This is a genomic window from Maritalea myrionectae DSM 19524 (assembly GCF_000423365.1).
GTDB classification, from domain to species: Bacteria; Pseudomonadota; Alphaproteobacteria; order Rhizobiales; family Devosiaceae; genus Maritalea; species Maritalea myrionectae.
The window spans coordinates 581,269-599,475 of the sequence record NZ_AUHV01000002.1 but is presented as its reverse complement, the minus strand read 5'-3'; the positions used below and the strand labels follow the sequence as shown (position 1 = coordinate 599,475).

18 protein-coding genes are annotated in these 18,207 nt (G+C 54.0%); 10 read left to right on the top strand and 8 right to left on the bottom strand.

The annotated features are described in order from the left end of the window. Positions 1-43 precede the first annotated feature (43 nt). The 6 genes from G549_RS0103075 to G549_RS0103050 are packed head-to-tail and all read left to right on the top strand — an operon-like array spanning position 44 to position 4,203. Positions 44-964 (top strand): branched-chain amino acid ABC transporter permease, encoded by a 921-nt coding sequence (locus G549_RS0103075; RefSeq protein WP_027833787.1) that lies wholly within the window; start codon positions 44-46, stop codon positions 962-964. Continuing rightward, entirely contained in the window at positions 957-1,946 is a 990-nt protein-coding gene (locus tag G549_RS0103070; RefSeq protein ID WP_027833786.1) for a branched-chain amino acid ABC transporter permease, read from the top strand. The genes G549_RS0103075 and G549_RS0103070 overlap by 8 nt, the downstream gene beginning before the upstream one ends. Beyond that, complete coding sequence (locus G549_RS0103065) at positions 1,939-2,691, top strand: ABC transporter ATP-binding protein (RefSeq protein WP_027833785.1); 753 nt, start codon at positions 1,939-1,941, stop codon at positions 2,689-2,691. Before G549_RS0103070 ends, G549_RS0103065 begins: the two co-directional genes overlap by 8 nt. Further along, positions 2,691-3,383, top strand: coding sequence for an ABC transporter ATP-binding protein (locus G549_RS0103060; protein WP_210162386.1), 693 nt, complete (start codon positions 2,691-2,693; stop codon positions 3,381-3,383). The genes G549_RS0103065 and G549_RS0103060 overlap by 1 nt, the downstream gene beginning before the upstream one ends. After that, a complete protein-coding gene (locus G549_RS0103055) occupies positions 3,383-3,802 on the top strand; it encodes an acyl-CoA thioesterase (protein ID WP_027833783.1) in 420 nt (139 codons plus the stop codon). Before G549_RS0103060 ends, G549_RS0103055 begins: the two co-directional genes overlap by 1 nt. Continuing rightward, entirely contained in the window at positions 3,802-4,203 is a 402-nt protein-coding gene (locus tag G549_RS0103050; RefSeq protein ID WP_027833782.1) for a RidA family protein, read from the top strand. The genes G549_RS0103055 and G549_RS0103050 overlap by 1 nt, the downstream gene beginning before the upstream one ends. A 10-nt stretch (positions 4,204-4,213) precedes the next feature. On the opposite strand, the gene G549_RS18805 is transcribed toward G549_RS0103050, so the two are convergent. Further along, the gene (locus tag G549_RS18805; protein ID WP_036220899.1) at positions 4,214-5,173 is read right to left on the bottom strand and encodes an AraC family transcriptional regulator; all 960 of its coding nucleotides are present in this window, start codon (positions 5,171-5,173) and stop codon (positions 4,214-4,216) included. Between the two features lie 124 nt (positions 5,174-5,297). On the opposite strand from G549_RS18805, the gene G549_RS0103040 reads away from it, so the two are divergent. The 4 genes from G549_RS0103040 (at position 5,298) to G549_RS0103025 (ending at position 8,389) form a co-directional block, all read left to right on the top strand. Then, positions 5,298-6,788, top strand: a complete 1,491-nt coding sequence (locus G549_RS0103040; RefSeq protein ID WP_027833781.1) for a flavin-containing monooxygenase — start codon at positions 5,298-5,300, stop codon at positions 6,786-6,788. A gap of 12 nt (positions 6,789-6,800) precedes the next feature. After that, complete coding sequence (locus tag G549_RS0103035; protein WP_027833780.1) at positions 6,801-7,244, top strand: cupin domain-containing protein; 444 nt, start codon at positions 6,801-6,803, stop codon at positions 7,242-7,244. 177 nt (positions 7,245-7,421) lie between these two features. Further along, positions 7,422-8,054 (top strand): hypothetical protein, encoded by a 633-nt coding sequence (locus tag G549_RS0103030; RefSeq protein ID WP_156905460.1) that lies wholly within the window; start codon positions 7,422-7,424, stop codon positions 8,052-8,054. 5 nt (positions 8,055-8,059) lie between these two features. Next, complete coding sequence (locus tag G549_RS0103025; RefSeq protein ID WP_156905459.1) at positions 8,060-8,389, top strand: hypothetical protein; 330 nt, start codon at positions 8,060-8,062, stop codon at positions 8,387-8,389. An 81-nt stretch (positions 8,390-8,470) separates the two neighbouring features. On the opposite strand, the gene G549_RS0103020 is transcribed toward G549_RS0103025, so the two are convergent. The 7 genes from G549_RS0103020 to G549_RS21140 form a co-directional block, all read right to left on the bottom strand. Further along, complete coding sequence (locus G549_RS0103020; protein WP_027833777.1) at positions 8,471-9,877, bottom strand: TRAP transporter large permease; 1,407 nt, start codon at positions 9,875-9,877, stop codon at positions 8,471-8,473. After that, a complete protein-coding gene (locus tag G549_RS0103015; protein ID WP_027833776.1) occupies positions 9,874-10,515 on the bottom strand; it encodes a TRAP transporter small permease subunit in 642 nt (213 codons plus the stop codon). Before G549_RS0103015 ends, G549_RS0103020 begins: the two co-directional genes overlap by 4 nt. Positions 10,516-10,595: 80 nt before the next feature. Further along, entirely contained in the window at positions 10,596-11,597 is a 1,002-nt protein-coding gene (locus tag G549_RS0103010) for a C4-dicarboxylate TRAP transporter substrate-binding protein (RefSeq protein WP_027833775.1), read from the bottom strand. Positions 11,598-11,863: 266 nt separating this feature from the next. Continuing rightward, a complete protein-coding gene (locus tag G549_RS0103005) occupies positions 11,864-13,210 on the bottom strand; it encodes a sigma-54-dependent transcriptional regulator (protein WP_027833774.1) in 1,347 nt (448 codons plus the stop codon). Further along, positions 13,207-14,961 (bottom strand): sensor histidine kinase, encoded by a 1,755-nt coding sequence (locus tag G549_RS0103000; RefSeq protein WP_051213270.1) that lies wholly within the window; start codon positions 14,959-14,961, stop codon positions 13,207-13,209. Before G549_RS0103000 ends, G549_RS0103005 begins: the two co-directional genes overlap by 4 nt. Before the next feature lie 5 nt (positions 14,962-14,966). Continuing rightward, on the bottom strand, positions 14,967-16,226 hold the full coding sequence (ilvA, locus tag G549_RS0102995) for a threonine ammonia-lyase (RefSeq protein WP_027833772.1): 1,260 nt from the start codon (positions 16,224-16,226) through the stop codon (positions 14,967-14,969). Between the two features lie 57 nt (positions 16,227-16,283). Then, a complete protein-coding gene (locus G549_RS21140) occupies positions 16,284-18,170 on the bottom strand; it encodes a glycosyltransferase (protein WP_169449598.1) in 1,887 nt (628 codons plus the stop codon). Positions 18,171-18,207: the final 37 nt, after the last annotated feature.

The window sequence follows — 18,207 nt, the reverse complement described above, 5'->3', positions numbered from 1 at the left end:
GGGGCGTTTGCGTCCCGCCAACATCCAAACCGCTGGGGAAAATATGTCCACCACTCTTTTATTCGAACAGCTTTTAAACGGCCTTCAATATGGCGTGACGCTGTTTTTGATGGCTGCCGGTTTGACGCTGGTTTTCGGCGTGATGGGGCTGATCAATTTGGCACACGGCTCGCTTTATATGATCGGGGCCTTTGCTTGCGCCGCCGTGGCTGCGGCCACAGGTTCCTTTTGGCTTGGCCTTGTGGCGTCTATCGTGGCGGCGGGTTTTGCAGGTGTCTTGATCGAGATGCTTGTGATCAGACGATTATATGATCGCGATCACCTCGACCAAGTGTTGGCCACTTTCGCCTTGATCCTGATCCTTTCTGAAGGTTGTCGGATGGTGTTTGGTTCATTCCCGCTTTATCTCGACACACCGGACTTTCTATCCGGTCCCGTCACCCTGTTTGGCGGCTTCCAATATTCTGCTTATCGTCTGGCGATTATCCTTGTTGGCGGTCTGGTGGCGCTGGGGCTTTATCTCCTCATCACCAAAACTCGCCTCGGCATTCGCATTCGCGCCGGTGAGGCGGATCGTGAAATGATCGCGGCGCTCGGCGTAAATATCGCTACGCTCTATACGATCGTTTTCGCCATCGGCGCCGCCTTGGCCGGCTTTGCCGGGGCAATGATGGGCGCCATCCAATCGGTGCAGGTGGGCATGGGCGAACCAGTGCTGATCCTGGCCTTTGTGGTGATCGTGATCGGTGGCATCGGCTCCATCAAGGGCGCATTGATCGGCTCCATTCTCGTCGGCGTTGTCGACACACTCGGGCGCGTGACGCTGCCCGGCTTTTTCAACCTGTTTATGGACACAGCTGCCGCTAACTCGGTCGGGGCAGCGCTGTCCTCCATGTCAATTTATGTGCTGATGGCGATCATTCTGATCTTCAAGCCGGAAGGGTTGGTGAGCAACAATGCCTAATCTTTCCCGCGAAACCTATTTGAACATTTTCATCAGCCTTGGGCTGTTGGTGTTCCCCTTTATTGCTACGGCAATGGACGAACCGTTTTACATCACGTTGGCGACCCGCGTGGCCATTTTGAGCCTCGCGGCGGTGGGGTTGAACCTCGCCCTTGGCACAGGCGGCTTGGTGAGCTTTGGCCATGCAGCCTTTTTCGGCATTGGCGGCTATGCCATGGGCATTTTGGCCAGCCATGCGCAAACCTACACGCCAATTTTCACCTGGCCTTTCGTGATTGAAGGCACCAACCAAATGCTGATCATTTGGCTGGTGGCGATTGTGATGAGTGGCATTGCCGCTCTGTTTATCGGGCTTTTGTCCCTGCGCACCTCCGGCGTTTACTTCATCATGATCACCTTGGCCTTTGCGCAAATGATCTATTATTTCATGATCTCCTGGCCCACCTATGGTGGCGAAGATGGCTTGTCCATCTATGTGCGCAACCAGTTCCCGGGCGTAAATACGCTTGATCCCTCAAGCTTCTTTTATATCTGCCTGGTGCTGATGTTTGCAGGGCTGGGCCTGTCGGCCATGATCAAAAACTCACGTTTCGGCGCGGCGCTACAAGCGGCACGGCAAAATGAAGAGCGGCTAGCTGCCACCGGCATTCGCCCGTTCAACATCAAACTCACCGCCTTTGTGATCTCCGGTATGATCACCGGCTTGGCCGGGGCGCTGATGGCGGATCTGAACCGCTTTATCTCCCCCTCCATGCTGTCCTGGCACATGTCCGGTGAGATTATGGTGCTGGTGATTTTGGGCGGTGTGGGTCGCCTTTATGGCCCGGTTGTCGGCGCGCTCATCTACATCATATTTGAATTTATCTTTGGCGGTTTGACTGACTATTGGCAGTTCTATCTCGGCCTCATCTTGTTGGGCGTGGTGCTGTTTGCCCGCGGTGGCGCCATTGGCCTGCTGGCCGGAAAGGCGCGTCATGACTGATCAACCCATTCTGCAAATTCAAAATCTGAACAAAAGCTTTGGCGCACTCACCGCCACCGATGACGTGACCCTTGATCTAAAAAAGGGTGAAATCCACGCACTTATCGGGCCGAACGGGGCAGGCAAATCCACCCTGATCAAACAGATCTGCGGCCAGCTCAGCTCCGACAGCGGCAAAGTGATCTTTAACGGCCGGGACTTGGCCGGTATGGACATGGCCGAGCGGGCAAAGGCTGGGCTTGGGCGCACCTTCCAAGTCTCCTCACTGGTGATGGAATTTTCCGCCCTGCGCAATGTGATGTTGGCGGTGCAATCCAAATTGGGCACCAGCTATCGCTTTTTCAAAAATGTGCGCGGCGATAAAAGCCTGACTGAACCTGCTATGGCGGCGTTGAAACGCGTCAATCTGGAAGAGCGGGCCGATGTCATGACGGCGGAACTGTCGCACGGTGAACGGCGGCAGCTTGAAATCGCCATGGCGCTGGCGCTTGATCCTAAAGCCTTCCTACTCGACGAGCCGATGGCGGGCATGGGGCCGGAAGGCTCGAAAAAGCTGATCGGCTTTCTCGACGATCTGCGCCACGAAGCGCCGATCCTTTTGATCGAACATGACATGGACGCCGTCTTTTCACTGGCCGACCGCATCTCCGTGCTGGTCTATGGCCGGGTGATCGCCACCGGATCGGTGGACGATATCCGCAACAATCCAGCGGTGCGCGAAGCCTATTTGGGGAGTGCAGCCTAATGTCAAACATTCTGCTTTCCATCAAAGATATTGAGGTGTTTTACGGCCCATCACAGGCGCTGTTTGGCGTGTCGCTTGAAGTGAAAGAGGGCGAAGTTGTGGCGCTGATGGGCCGCAATGGCATGGGCAAAACCACCACCATCCGCACCCTTTGCAAAATGTCCAAACCCACCAAGGGCGATATCCATTTCGATGGCACGCTGGTCAACAAAATGCCCAGTCACAAGGTGGCAAAATTGGGCGTGGGGCTGGTGCCCGAAGGTCGGCGCTGCTTTGCCAATTTGACCGTGGAAGAAAACCTGGTGGCGGCCCAGCGCGATGGCGAATGGACGCTTGAAAAGGTCTATGAATTGTTCCCGCGGCTGGAAGAGCGCAAGGACCAATTGGCCAACACACTGTCAGGCGGCGAACAGCAAATGCTGGCCATTGGCCGGGCTTTGACCACCAATCCAAAATTGCTGGTGCTGGACGAGGCGACCGAAGGCTTGGCCCCCGTGATCCGCGAGGAAATCTGGCGGGCTGTGAAAGCGTTGAAAGCGCAGGGCCAATCCATTTTGATCGTGGATAAGAGCCTCAGTGAATTGCTGCCGATTGCCGATCACTGCGTGATTTTGGAACGCGGTGAAACCGTGTGGACGGGCACACCGGATGCGCTAACGGACGATCTGGCCGATCGCTATTTGGGGGTCTGATGAGCAAGATTTTCACCCACGATCAGGACATTTTGTTTCAGCACTGCGACCCGGCGGGCATTGTGTTTTATCCGCGCTTTTTTGAGATGATCAATCTCACCATCGAGCGCTGGTTCGACAAGGCGATTGGCTATTCCTTCGCGCAAATGCATGTGGCGGACCAAACGGCGGTGCCCACCGCCAGTGTGGAAGCAACGTTCAACGCGCCGGGCAAGCTGGGTGAAGAATGGCAATGGCACCTGACGGTTGAGCGGGTGGGCCGCACCAGCGTGAAAGTGCGCGTGTGGGGCACCCATGACGCGCAAACGAAGGTGGAAAGCACCATGACGCTGGTGCACATCACCAAATCCACTGGGCGACCCATTGAATGGTCGCAAGAGCTTAAAGACAAAATGACACTCTATTTGGAAAAAGAATAATGGCACATATTGTTGTACACCCTGAAGGATGGAAGCCCGCAAAAGGCTATGCCAATGGCATGCTTGCTGAAGGGCGCACGCTGTATGTGGGCGGTCAAATCGGCTGGAATAAAGATCAAGTCTTTGAAGCCAAGGACTTTATCGGCCAAATGGAACAAGCCCTGCGCAATATTCTGGACGTTGTGGAAGCGGCCGGCGGAACAGCCGAACATTTGACCCGCCTGACCTGGTACGTGACCGATAAGCAAACCTATCTGGCACACCAAAAAGAGGTAGGCGCAGCCTATCGCCGCGTACTCGGCTATCATTTCCCGGCCATGACCATGGTGGTGGTGTCGGCGCTGGTGGAAGATGAAGCGCTGATCGAAATTGAAGGCACTGCGGTGTTGCCCAACACCTAAGAGCCGGCCCTCAGCTCAATTGGCGCTTGGCGAAATTAAGCGTTTGCTGCGGCGTTTCGCCAAAGGCGTCGCGATATTCCTGCGAAAACCGCCCCAAATGGTTGAAACCCAAAGCGGAGGCAATCTGCGTGACGGTTTGCGCCCCATACGCCCCTTGCAGCAAATAGTGGGCGCGGCGCAAACGCTCCAGCCGCACCATTTGCATCGGCGTCAGCCCATAGGCCTGTTTAAAGCCATATTGCAGCGCCCGCACCGAGGCACCAGCGGCCCGGGCAATATCATGTAGGCCGATTTCGGCACTGAATTCACTTTTGATATAGGCCATGGCGCGCTTGATCTGCGCCGGGGCCAGATGCACTGGCGTTGCATCAAAGAAACATTGAATATTGCTCGGCGCCGCTTCCAAAAATTGCAACAGCAATTCCGACAGGCCATGCGGGGTGGCGCCCGCATCTAAATCCACGAAAATGCGGCGCAGTTGATTGCGCCAAGGCTGGAGCTGCTTGGCCCGCATGCGTAATTTGGGATCGAACCGAATGGGCGCATCCAAGGAACGACCCAGCATCATTTCGGCTTCCTTACGCAAATGCTCTGCCTCAATTTGCACCAGCAGCATTTCGCAATCCGAGTGCCAGGTCATATCGGTTTTGAGATCGGGGTTCAGGATGGTGGCAAACTCAATGGTGCTCTCAACTTCCATTTTGCCATTGGTGATCTGCGCCCCACCAGCCAATGGAATTTGGATCAGATAAAATCTCTCCAATTCACCGGGGGTGATGCGCACAGCGCCGCCATAGCGCATATAATTAAACGACAAGCCGGGTAGCGCCACATGATTGTGCACTGCATCCAATCGCGACTGCGGCGCCGCGAAATCCAAGCGATGGGCGCAGTATTTGCGCGCCACCATCTCCCGTGCGCACTCCAACTCAGCCGAGTGAAACAGCCGATATTTAGCCAAAGGCTCCATTGTTGTTGTTCTCCCAACGGCCATCCGCATTATTTTGCGTTTTTCGGATAGCCGCCTCCCTCTATCTGACATTTAGTTTAGGCATAAAATAATAAATGTTGCAATCGGCTTGGAGGAGGGGACGATGACAACGAAGAAAAAGGTGGCCGTAATCGGCGCTGGGGTAAGCGGTCTTGTGACCGCAAAAACCTTTAAAGAAAAAGGTCACGATGTGACCATTATCGAACGCAGCCACGATCTAGGGGGCGTATGGGAGCTGTCGCGATCCTATCCCGATGTGCAAACCCAAAGCCCAAAAGATTTGTACCGCTATACCGATAAGCCCATGCCGGATGATTATCCTGAATGGCCAAAGGGGCCGCAGGTGCATGCCTATCTAGATAGCTATGCCGCAGACTATAATCTGCGCGACCATATCCGCTTCAACACCAGCGTTTCAGAAATGACCCGCCGCGCGGACGGGCAAAAAGGCTGGACGCTTCATTTGGTGGATCAGGCTGGCAAGGAAAGTACAGAGGACTTTGATTTCGTCTCGGTCTGCACCGGACAATTCAGCGAGAAAAATATTCTCACCCATCCCGGCCAAGAGGCATTTGAAGCGCAGGGCGGGCAGGTGATGCACTCATCTGAATATACCGACCCGTCCATTGTGGAAGGCAAAAATGTCACCGTGCTCGGATTCTCCAAATCCGCCACCGACATTGCGGTGAATGCGGTGAAGTCTGGCGCAAAATCGGTCACCATTGTTTATCTGCAATCGGTGTGGCGCGTGCCCTATTTTATCGGCGGGCTGATCAATTTCAAACGCATCCTTTATATCCGCAAGCAGGAGCAAATGTTCCCCAGTTGGGGTCTGAACCCAATGCAGAAGTTTGCGCATGTGATTGGCAAACCCTTTGTGTGGGCCAATTGGCGCGCGCTTGAAGCCTTGCTGACCATGCAGCTCAAGCTGAAAAAGACGGGGCTGCGGCCAGAGATCAAAATTGAAGATGAAATCAATTGCTCGGTGCCGATTGTCACCCCCGGCCTGTTCGAGATGATCGCCGATGGCCGCATCAACTGCATCAAAGGCACCTTCAAAGAGTATGAAGGCGACAGCGTGGTGTTGACGGGCGGTGAGAAGGTGAAAACAGACCTCGCCATTCTGGCCGTGGGCTGGAAGTTGGGCGTGCCTTATCTGCCGCAAGAATATCAGGACAAGCTGGTGGAAGAAGATGGGCAATACCGCCTTTACCGCATCATCGCTAATCCCGATTTGCCGGACATGGGCTTTGTGGGCTTCAACTCATCCTTCTGCACGGTGTTATGCGCCGACCTCGCCGCCAACTGGCTGGTCCGCTATGCCGATGGCAAATTGGCCAAGCAGCCGACAGAGCAGCAGATGAACGACAATATCGAGCAGATGCTGCACTGGAAGCGGCATGAAAAACCGTCGGCCAAAGTCTATGGCGGGCTGTGCGTGGCCCCTTACCACTTCAAACATTTTGATGAATTGCTGGATGATATGGGCGCCAAGATCAGGCGGCGCAATCCGCTGGCGGAAAACTTCACCCCGCCCGATGCCGACGCCTATCGCCGCTTTTTGGATTCAACCCCGGACTATCGGGTGAATTAGGAGGAGAAGAAAATGACATTAACACCAGGCATTACCGCCAAAGGGGAAGGCATTGAAGGCACCAAATGGAACATTTTGGGCCAAACCTATATCCCCAAACTCTATTCGGAAAACGCCATGATCTGGCACGCACTTTTGCCTGCAGAGAGCTTTGTGCCGCCGCACATCCACCCCACGCAGGATGAGTGGATCACCATGCTGGATGGCGAATTGGAACTGGCCTTCGGCGATGAGATTTTGACCGCCCGCGCGGGCGACACGGTGCGCATGCCTATGGGTATTGCTCACGGCATCACCAACAAATCCGGCAAGGACGCCAATTGCTTCTTTGGCGTCGCCCCCAGCCGCAAACTCTTTGATTTATTTGAAGCATTGCATGATTTGGGCGACCCGGACGAAGTGGTGCGCCTCTCCGCATTACACGAAGTGAACTTTCTCCCACCACCATCTGAATAAGATGGTCTCCCAAACGTAGAAAAAGGCGGTGAACTTCTAGGTCATCGCCTTTTTTGTTGCGTCAAACAAAGGTGAGCTTGCTCAACTGCTGACGAAAACTTGCATCTTCAATGAAAATGATAATAATATAACCGGATAATTAAATGAATAATGTTTCTCAACGCCTGGGTGGGCGTCATGGTAAATACTCTCAAGATTGTTGCCTTCGACCGAAAAGATTTTGTGGCGTCTAACCAAGCCAGTCACTACAACGCTGTGCAGGGGATCAGCGGGTATCACCTTATTGATGGCTATACCGATGCTGCTGACTTAGTCGCAAAAATCAAAGCACTATCTGCGGCCAATGCGAATGCGTGTGTCGACTATGTGGAAATTTACGCCCATGGCAATCCCACAAGTGTTGATAGCTTGCAATTAGCAAATGCCGCGACCTGGGGGGCGGAGCTGAAAAAGGTGCCTTGGTGCGACACCGCGAGCATTTATCTGGGCGGTTGCAACACAGGTCTGAAAACGACGGCGGGGTCAGGCTCGGTTGCTGAAACACTGGCTGGCGAAATCACATTTAACGCCTCAAGCTTTGCACACCAAATCCGTGTATATGGCGCCAAAGGCTATATTTCCGGCGCGCACGCGAGGGGCGGAGAGACGTGCACCCGGATACTCACCCAGAGGCGATGGCGGTGGAAATGGGCGCTGGGGTTCATTCCCTATTATGGATATGATGATGTGGTGACCCACACCGCCTACCCAAACTCAGTTGATGCGACAGGCAATGCCTGCTGGAACAGTTTTAAGAACGGGACATGGTGAGTGCTATGGCAAAAGTGACTGTAACCGACATTCAAACCAACACAACTGTTCAGCTTTCTCAGCAAGAAGCGGACCTGGTGGCGAGCGAGATTTCGATCGTGCAGCCGGGGCCCTTCGCCCGTTTGCTCATGCGGCTATTTCCCGGGCCAAATGCACATCCTAGGGTCGCGCCAGATTTTGAGATTGTAGTGGAGGATGGTGGCCGCACCACCGTTTTTGAATTGTCGGGTGAAACTGTGCTGCAGCGGAAAAGCGACAAGATGGGGTTCAACTTCTTCCTCGGCAGCAAAATTGTGGCCTGGCACGCCGCGCAATCCGGTGTGCCGACGCCGTAGCCTAAGTTCACATTGTTGAAACATACCAAAGAAAAAAGGGCGGGGAATTTTCCCCGCCCTTTTGGTCTCGATGGAAGATGACTAGCCTAACAAGAGGCTTGGCAACCACAACACAATGCTTGGGAAAGCAATAAGCACCGCAATGGTGATCGCATCCGCGACAAAAAACGGGGTCGCGCCGCGGAACACATCTTGCACTGAGATATCATCTCGTACCCCAGCCACCACAAAGCAGTTGAGGCCAATGGGCGGGGTGATCAAACAGAGCTCGGCCATTTTCACCACAATAATGCCGAACCAAATGGCACACCCCCAACCGCTCATGCCGAACGCACTTTCAGCTGCAGTAACATCCATACCGCCATTAAGCGCCATGACCGCCGGGAAGACCACCGGCAAGGTGAGCAGCAACATGCCGATCGCATCCATAAACATGCCCAGCACCGCATAGGCGAGTAGGATCATGATCAGGATGATCATCGGATGCTGATCTAGCGAGGTGACCCAGTCAGAAAACGCACCGGGCAGATCGGCAAAGCCCAAAAAGCGCACATAGATCAACACGCCCCAAATGATGGTGAAGATCATCACCGCCAGCTTGGCGGATTCGGTGAGCGCATCTTTAAACTGGCCCCACTTCATGCCGTGGATCAACGCCATCACAAAGATGATGAACGCGCCAATCGCGCCACCTTCTGTTGGTGTGCCCCACGCGTCGCCGCCAAACGGGTTGTAGATAAAGCAGATGATGATGATCACCACCGCAAAGATCGGCAACGCAGGTGGCAGTGCCTTGAAGCGCTCGCCCCAGGTGAAGCCGCTCACGGATGGGCCCAGATTCTTGTTGAATGTGGCCATCAACACCACGAGGCCGCCATAGATCAGCGCAGAGACGGCGCCGGGGATAAAGCCAGCCAGCAGCAAAGCACCCACATCCTGTTCCACAATAATGGCGTAGATCACCAAAATCGCAGAGGGCGGGATCAAGGATGCCAACGTGCCCCCGGCAGCCACAACCCCTGCGGCAAAGCGCTTGTCATAGCCAATCTTGAGCATCTCCGGAATGGCAATCCGTGCAAACACGGCTGATGTGGCAACAGACGCACCAGACACAGCGGCAAAGCCCGCAGTGGCAAACACTGTGGCTACGCCCATGCCGCCGGGCAACCAGCCTACCCACTTTTTCGCAGCCTCAAACAAAGCCTTGGTTAGCCCCGCATAATAGGCGAGATAGCCAATCAGAATGAAAGTCGGAATAAGCGATAGCGCCTGCGAGGAGACCTTTGAGTGCGGCACCTGACCTGCGGTTTTCGCCGCAACACTGAGCGCCCAGAAAAACTGGTTCGGATCGTAGCCCTTTTTGGACCAGAAGATCCACACAAGCCCAGTAACGCCCGCCATGGCGGCAGCAAAAGCAACGCGAACCCCGATGATCACCATCAGGAGCAGCATCGCCGTAACGATGAGACCAATATCAATCGAGGTCATTTGCTGTCCTCCTCAAGTCCGGAGACATGTTCAGCTTCACGCTGTGCCTGTGTCGCAGCGTCTTCAACCATCGGCACTGCCACTGGATGAGTGGCGTTGGTGGCAAATGCCCGGCCAAAGCCAACCAATTGAATGGTGAGGCGCAATGTCAAAATGAAGAAGGCAACGGGCGCCAATAATTTGGCTGGCCACAAGGGCAAAGCGATATCAATGGAAGAGTCACGACTCCACATCGGCACGCTAAAATCAAATGAGCGCTGGAAGTGTGCCCAAGAGCCCCAGACCAGCAAGATCATCAACAGCAACATGGCGAGAGTGGCGACAAATTCAGCCAACCACAGCGGGCGACCTTTGAGCTGCCCGACCAGAATATCCATGCGGATATGCCCGCCCACGCGTTGCGTGTAAGCAATGCCGACAAACGCAATGAGCGGCATGATTTGCTCGATCCAATCGACATAGCCCGAAAGCGGACGGTTGAAAAAATTGCGCCCACCTACAGAAAAAACGGCAAGGACCATCAGCGAAAAAATCGCCAGTCCACCGATAAAAACGAGTATCTTTTCAATGGAAAAGAGCCGTTGATCTAGACGGCTTAAAAGGCTGTCGTCCGTGAGAACGGATGCAGTGCCTGCCATGGTGTCCTCCCCCGAATACCAAAAGCGAAAAGGGAAGATCGACCGCGCAACAGCGCGGCCGATCGAAGTTTATTGCGGCCTTAATTTGCCAATGTTGAATTCACCAGGTCCAGCAATTCTTGAGCTGGCAAGCCTTTGGCGTTGTTTTCTTCAACCCAAGTTTTGGCAATGCTACCGGCGGCTGAACGGAAGCTATCCAACTCTTCGTCGGTATAGGTGATGCGTTCAATACCACGCTCGTCTAGCGCAGGCCCCCAAGCTTCCATGGTGTTGTTGTTGTAATTATCAACATAGTGCTGCAGTGATGCAGGAATGGAGCTCAACAAAGCTTCACGATGCTCATCTGACAAGCTGTTCAAGGCATCTGTGTTGGCCACAACGGGGCAGTTTACAGTGCCCGGATTCATGTTTGTGGTCCACCATTCGCCACTCTCAATGGTGCCGAACGACATATGCGCGTGCGGTGCAAAGGAAACGGCTTTTACCACGCCAGAATCCAGTGCCTGACGCACTTCTGTAGCCGACATAGAGTTCGGTACAGCCCCAATGCTTTCCATCGCGCGGCCAATGCCGCCCGTGGCACGCACAGAAAGACCTTCGAAATCATCAAGGCTCCGTGGCGCTTCGCCAACGCCCACAAAATTATATTGTGGCAGCGGTGAAGGCATCAACAAGGTTGCGTTCCAGCGACCCAGATCGGCTTGCGTGGCGGGATGGTTATAAACCGCCATGGACACTTCAATTTCTTCTTCCAAAGACGAAACGCCAAGGAACGGAAGTTCCAAAACAGTGATGGATGGGTTTTTATCTGCGTGATAACCCGCACAGAATTGCGCCATCTCAAACGCGCCGATGGAAATGCCATCCAAGTTTTCACGGTTGTTGGACAGACCGCCATAAGACAGGTTGAGCGTAAAATCGCCATTGGTCTTTTCGCTGACCAACTCGGCCAATTTTTCAACGTGCTCAGTGAAAGCGCGCTTCTTACCCCAAAGCGATACATTCCACTCAACAGCGACAGCTTCGCCGACAAATGACATGCCCAAAAGGGCCGCAACTGCAGTTTTCGTAATGGTCTTCATCTTGTTCCTCCCAAGGAATACCTGAACCAAATCTCGATGCACCATGTGCACTCGGACGAGCCGAGTCGGTGCTGCCAAGAGAGTAGGCCGCACAAAATCTGTTGGGTATGAAGAAAACTGCCGATGGGAAAACCACTGCCCTGCGGATTTCCGCAGGGTGAGTTTTTAAGGGAAGCGGCGCCAATTTTTAAGCGCCGCCGTTGCTCACAGCAATCGCTTTGAGCAGGTTAGGTGGCACAAAACCACCGATACACAGGGAACCGAAACTATAACAGCTCAGACTTGTCCAAATTCAGTTTAACGATTTTTTCGTTCAGCGTGCGCCGTCCAATGCCAAGCGCCTCGGCCACGGCATCCATGCGCCCCTGATGGGTTTGAATGGCCTTAGCGATCAGGCTACGCTCAAAGCTGGCCACGGCTTCGCGCAATGTTTCGGGCACATTGCCCATATCATTTTCAAGCCGCATGGATGTGGAGATGGAGCCTCCACCGCGCCGGGCGGAGAGCACGCGGCGCTCGGCCACATTGCGCAATTCGCGCACATTGCCCGGCCAGTCATGAGCCAAAAGCGTGGCGATCTCTTCCGCGTCCAGCTCAGGCACAGTGGTTTCATAAAGCGCTGCATAATGCGCCAGAAAATGCTGCATCAATAAAACAATATCGTCCCGCCGTGACCGCAAATTGGGCAAATCGATCACCACGGTCGATAATCGATAAAACAGATCTTCCCGAAAACGCCCCGCGGCGATGGCATCATCCAAATTTTCATTGGAGGCGGAGACGATGCGCACATCAACTGATTGCGGCTTGTCTGAGCCAATCGGCGTGATTTCACGGTGCTCAATCGCCCGCAGTAATTTGGCTTGAATATCCGGGCTGAGCGAGGCGACTTCGTCCAAAAACAAAGTGCCGCCTTCCGCCTGCATGAACGTGCCCAGACTTTCATTTTGCACCCCAAACACCATGCGCTCAAAACTGCTCGCTTCAAAGGTCGCACAATTCATTGCGATAAAGGGCTGATCTGCCCGATCACTCAAATCATGGATGGCGCGGGCCACAAGCTCTTTGCCCGTGCCCGTCTCGCCAGAGATCAAAACCGGGGCAGGGGTTGAACTGAAATCAATGATTTGCTCGCGCACAGTTTGCAATTGTGGCGACTGCCCGAGCAACACCCGGTCGATGCCGGAAAGCTTGGCCAAACGCTCCTGCAAGCGCTGGGTGTTCTGGGTTAGCCGATGCCGCTCTGCTGCGTTGTTTAAAATACGCAATAGACGTTGCGGATCGAACGGCTTTTCCAAAAAGCTATAGGCGCCGGCACGCATGGCTTCCACGGCCATTGGAATATCACCATGCGCCGAAATAAGCACAATCGGCGGGGTTTGCTGATCCAAATGCAGCAAATCCAAACCAGAGCCGTTGGGCATCCGCACGTCGGACAAAATAACATCAGGCTGCCATTGATTGATCTTTTGCTCCACCTGTGGCGGGCCGCTCAACAATTCACAGCGCCATCCGGCAGCCTCCAGCAAATGGGCCAGCGAAAGCCGCATTTCCTTATCATCATCAATCACCAAGGCACGGAAGGGCCGCCGTTTTTGCTCTGCTTCGCTCATTGGCCAGATTGCCCTTTATCTTTTGAAATGGGAGGCAGCAAAATTGTAAATGTTGCGCCGCCTTGTTCATTATCGACTGCGAAAAGTTCACCCGCATGTTCTTTCACGATAGATGCGGATATGGCAAGACCAAGCCCCATGCCTTCGCCAGAAGGCTTGTCAGTGCGGAAGGGCTCTTGCAGCTCTTCAATCTGCTGGCCCTTCAGCCCATGGCCATTGTCCGCCACATAGATGGCAATGTTGTCTCCTGCAGGTGCCCAACCGATCTCAATTTTCGGCGCGGGCACATCATCAACCGCACTCATGGCATTGCGCAACAAATTGACCAGCACCTGCTCGAAGCGCGCACCATCACCCAAAATTTGTGGTGCGGGGGTGGGCAGGTTCAACGCCATTTCTATTTGCCGTGCTTGTAAATCATGACGCGTTAGACCAACCGCATTTTCGATGGCTTTGGCCACATCGAATGGGGTTTTTTGATGTTGTTTGGGTTGGGCGAAAAAGCGCAGGTCACGGGTGATGTTCTCCATGCGCCGGACCAAGCCGGAAAGACGCGTTGCCAAACTTTCAGGCTTTTGCGCCGCATTCATTTCTTCAATCGCGATATAATTGCGCATGGCAGACAAGGGTTGTCCCAATTCGTGGGTGACCGAGGCCGCCAACTGGCCGAGCGCGGCCATTCGGCTTGATTTTTCGAGTTCGTTTTGCGTTTTCGCCAGCGCTTTTTCCGTGGCTTTACGGTCTTCGATTTCACGCAATAGGCGTTTGCGGTCCTGGTGCGATGCATCAAGTGCACGCCGCAGCCGTTCTGAGCGCCAAAAGATAAACATGATCGCCAAAAGCGCCACCGAGATGGCGGCCAAAAACACAACAAACAGCGCGCGTTCCTGCAGTCCTGCTGTGCTGACGATAAAATGCAATTGCCACGGTTGGCTGGTCACTGGCACGCGCACACGGATATGTCGTTCTCCGGCCAGCGCCACCTCGTCATTTTCCAGTCGCTCCCAATCGAGCGGTGCCAACGGCTCTTGCCCAAATTGCCGCATTTGCCGAATTTGCAAAAGCCGTTCTTCGCTCGGCGGCGCGAGGGTGCGATATTGCCAATCTGGCTGGCTGGCCAGCACCACAATCGTATCGAGATTGGTGATCAAAATCTTCTCACCCGACGCGCGCCACGCTGCCACCAACTCATCCAGCTCAATTTTGAGGGCGATCACGCCAATAATGTTATCGGTGCTGTCGCGCACTGGCTCAGCCACAAAAAAGCCAGGCCGTTTGGTGGTGGCGCCAATGGCGAAAAACTTGCCGCGCTGGCCGTTTTTTGCGGTTTGGAAATAGGGCCGGAAGCTGTAATTCTCACCCAAAAAATTCACAGGTTCGCTATAATTAGAAGCGGCGATGGTTAGCCCATCTAAATCCATCACATAGAGCGCCTCTGCATTGGCGCGGGCTGCAAAATCTGCCAACCGTCTATTGAGCGCGAAGCGGCTTTCGGGGTCTTGCAAACCGCGTACGACCGCCGGATCTTGGCCCAGAATAAAGGGCAAGTGCTCCAACCTGTCTAACGCGCTTTCCAATGTGGTGCGATAGAATTCGGCACGGCCTTGCGCCCGTTCCAGCTCGCTGGACTTGAACGTGGAGAACGCAGCGGCATAAATCACCAAAAAAGACACCGCGAGCAAAAACAGCGCGATCAGCGCCACAGCAAAGCGTCGTCGTTGATGGCGAAGGGGTGAGCCGCGTTCACTCATTTTGATTATACAATCAAGCTGGACAACAGGTCATTTTCCGTAATGTCCTGATAGGAAAATCCGCCAGCCACCATCTTATCAAACAGGATTTGAAAGTTTGCGGGATCGTCTGTTTCAATGCCCAAAAGCACCGTACCAAAATTGCGGGCGGACTTTTTCAAATATTCAAACCGGGCAATATCGTCATTCGGCCCGAGCATGTTCAAAAAGTCTTTCAGTGCGCCGGGGCGCTGTGGCAGCCGCAAAATGAAATATTTCTTCAAGCCGCGATAGCTCATGGCCTTTTCTTTAACTTCGGGCAAGCGCTCAAAGTCGAAGTTTCCGCCGGAAACGATGCACACGATCTTCTTGCCGGCGATTTCTGTAGCAGGCAAATCTGCCAACACATCGATTGAGAGGGCACCCGCAGGTTCGAGCACCAAGCCCTCAATATTAAGCAGCGAACTGATGGTGGCGCAGAGACGATTTTCCGGCACCAGGTGCACTGCATCACTGGGCACGTCTTTCAAAATATCGAAATTAAGCGCACCAATCTGCGCAACCGCGGCGCCATCAACAAAATTATCGATTTTATCGAGCTTCACCCGCGTTTGTGTTTCCAAACTGCGCTTTAAACTCGGGGCACCTTCAGGTTCCACAAATACAAATTCTGTGTCCGGCGCAAGGGTGTCGAGCAATTGCAACAAGCCCGCGCCTAGCCCGCCGCCCCCGACAGGCAAAATAATCATGTCCGGCGCTTCATTTTGAAGCTGCTCAAGAATTTCCAAGCCGATCGTGGCTTGGCCTTCAATGATGTCCGCATGGTCAAAAGGGGGCACCAAATGGGCGCTTTGCGCTGTGCAGAAGTCCTGCGCGGCAGCATAGCACTGATCGAAAATATCCCCCGTCAGCCGCACTTCAACAAATTCACCACCAAAGGTTTTGGTTTTGTCGATCTTTTGCTTTGGCGTGGTGACGGGCATAAAAATAGTGCCATGCACGCCGAAATGGGCGCAGCTAAAGGCAAAACCTTGCGCATGATTGCCCGCGGACGCACACACAAAATGCGGCTTCTCGGCACCCTCATGGTTCGCCAATGCTTTGGAAATAAAATTGAAGGCCCCACGCAGTTTATAGGACCGTACGGGCGTTAAATCTTCGCGCTTCAAATAAATATCGGCACCATATTGCTGCGACAAATGCACATTGCGCTGCAGCGGCGTGGCGGGCAAAATCGATTTTAGGTTCTTCTTTGCCTGTGTGACTTGATCAAAAAAATTATCCACGCGTGCCTCTTTTTACCTACTCGCCATATTTTGTCCTATTGGCTTTCTGAACAAAGATCAATCTATGGTGGAAAATGTGGTCTTGTCTTTTGGCGCGAAGCGGCGAAGGAGGCGACGATATTTCACCAGCAATCGCTTGGACTTGCGGTGCCGCGATGTCCACATTTTGCGCGCGACCCGCGTTTTGCCGTGTGCGGTTTTTTCCCATTTAAACGGATCAACAGCAAGCTGCCAAGCCGCGCGCAATGTTGCGAATGAGGTGAGCAGCCAATAAAGGGGCAGGAAGAGTTGAAAGACGATCAGCAAAGGTTTGCGCAGCCGCAAGAGGCCCAATATGCCCGTGATGAGCGCACTGCCATAGGCCATGGACAATACAATAAAATAGGGCCAGGCATGGGCAAGCCGACTTGGCAAGTCGCCTTGATAATATAGGGCTTCCATAGAGAACTTGGCCAGAAATATGCCGTGCATCGGCGCGGCAAACACCATGCCGCCAATATAGAGGTAGAAGAAAAGGAAGTCGCGCCAACCCAGTTGCAATTGCAATAAGCGAAGCTGGCTTGAATGCACCATCAATGTTTGCATCCAGCCTTTCATCCATCTGGTGCGCTGCTTAATCCACGGCCAGATACTGATCGGGGCTTCCTCTCGCGTGGCCGAGGGGAGCATGGCGCACCGCATGCCCAATCGCGCGAGGCGCAAACCTAAATCGGCATCTTCCGTGACGTTAAAACTGTCCCATCCCCCCACATGCCGCAAAGCCGCAAGTTGAAAGTGGTTTGAGGTGCCGCCCAACGGCATGGGCATGTTGAGATCAGCCAGGGCTGGCATTATCAAACCAAACTGGGTGGCATATTCTGCCGAAAACAAGGCTGTGAGCGGCGTTTCATGGGCATTATCAATCAAGAGCTCTGCCTGAAAACAGGCGATGTCTGGATGTTGGGCAAACAGCGTCGCCGCGAGGCGCAATTGATCCGGATGCGGAATGTCTTCCGCATCGTACACCACAATATGCTCGCCACGGGCCAAGGGCAGCGCAAAATTGAGAGCCTTTGGCTTGGTGCGCGGCTTGCCATCGGGGACGACAACCAGCTCAAAAGCACCATGGGTGAGCGCAGCCTGCACAGCAGCCACCGTCGAGGGCGAACTTGCTTCAACAACAAACTTGATGTCGAGCTTTTCCGGTGGGTAGTTCATGGCCTGCAACGCCTGCACCAATTGCGGCACGAGATTGGCTTCATTATATAGCGGCACCAAAACCGTATAGGTCGGCAAAGCCTCATCATCGAGCAGCTCTGTGTCGTCAGACGTACCGAGCAGCACCCCATATAATGAGGCGTAAAGTCGAAATGCTGCCGGGCCAACATAGAGGAGGGCCAAGAATAGAAAGATCAAAACGGCAAGGAAGGGCGGGTTCCACGCCGAAAGCAGTGCAACCGCGATAACCGCGCCTAAAAACAAAAAACGCTTAAACCGTCCCAAACCCAGATGGGCGCTTGCGTGCGGCCAGCTGCGCGCCAATCGTTGGGTTGCTTCACGATAAAGCGCTGGGTTTTGCGCAACCTGCAGCGATTGACGTAGCGCCCTTAACGGCACGATGCACAGCCTGCCGCGTATTTCTGGCGAATGCTGCAGTTGTGCATGCAAGCGGACAAATTTTTCAAGTGTGGGCGCCGCGTAGATCAATGGCCGATCAAACACCTTGCCACGCACCTGTCGGATATTTTGCAATTGCTCCAACCGTTCAACTTGGCGCATTTGCACAGTGCCAACGGGAATTGTGGGGTGATATGCGAGGCCGAGGAGGGCCGCGGCACGCGCGTAAATATCCGCCTCGCTAATGCCAAATCGGGCGATACAGAGTTGAAACACATCCAGCTGCTGCCCGTTGGCATCGGAAATGAGCGCAGCGGCCTGTGACCGATCCACTTGATATGGAGCCAATATCTGTTGCAAAAGATCTGCGTCTCGCAGATCGCTA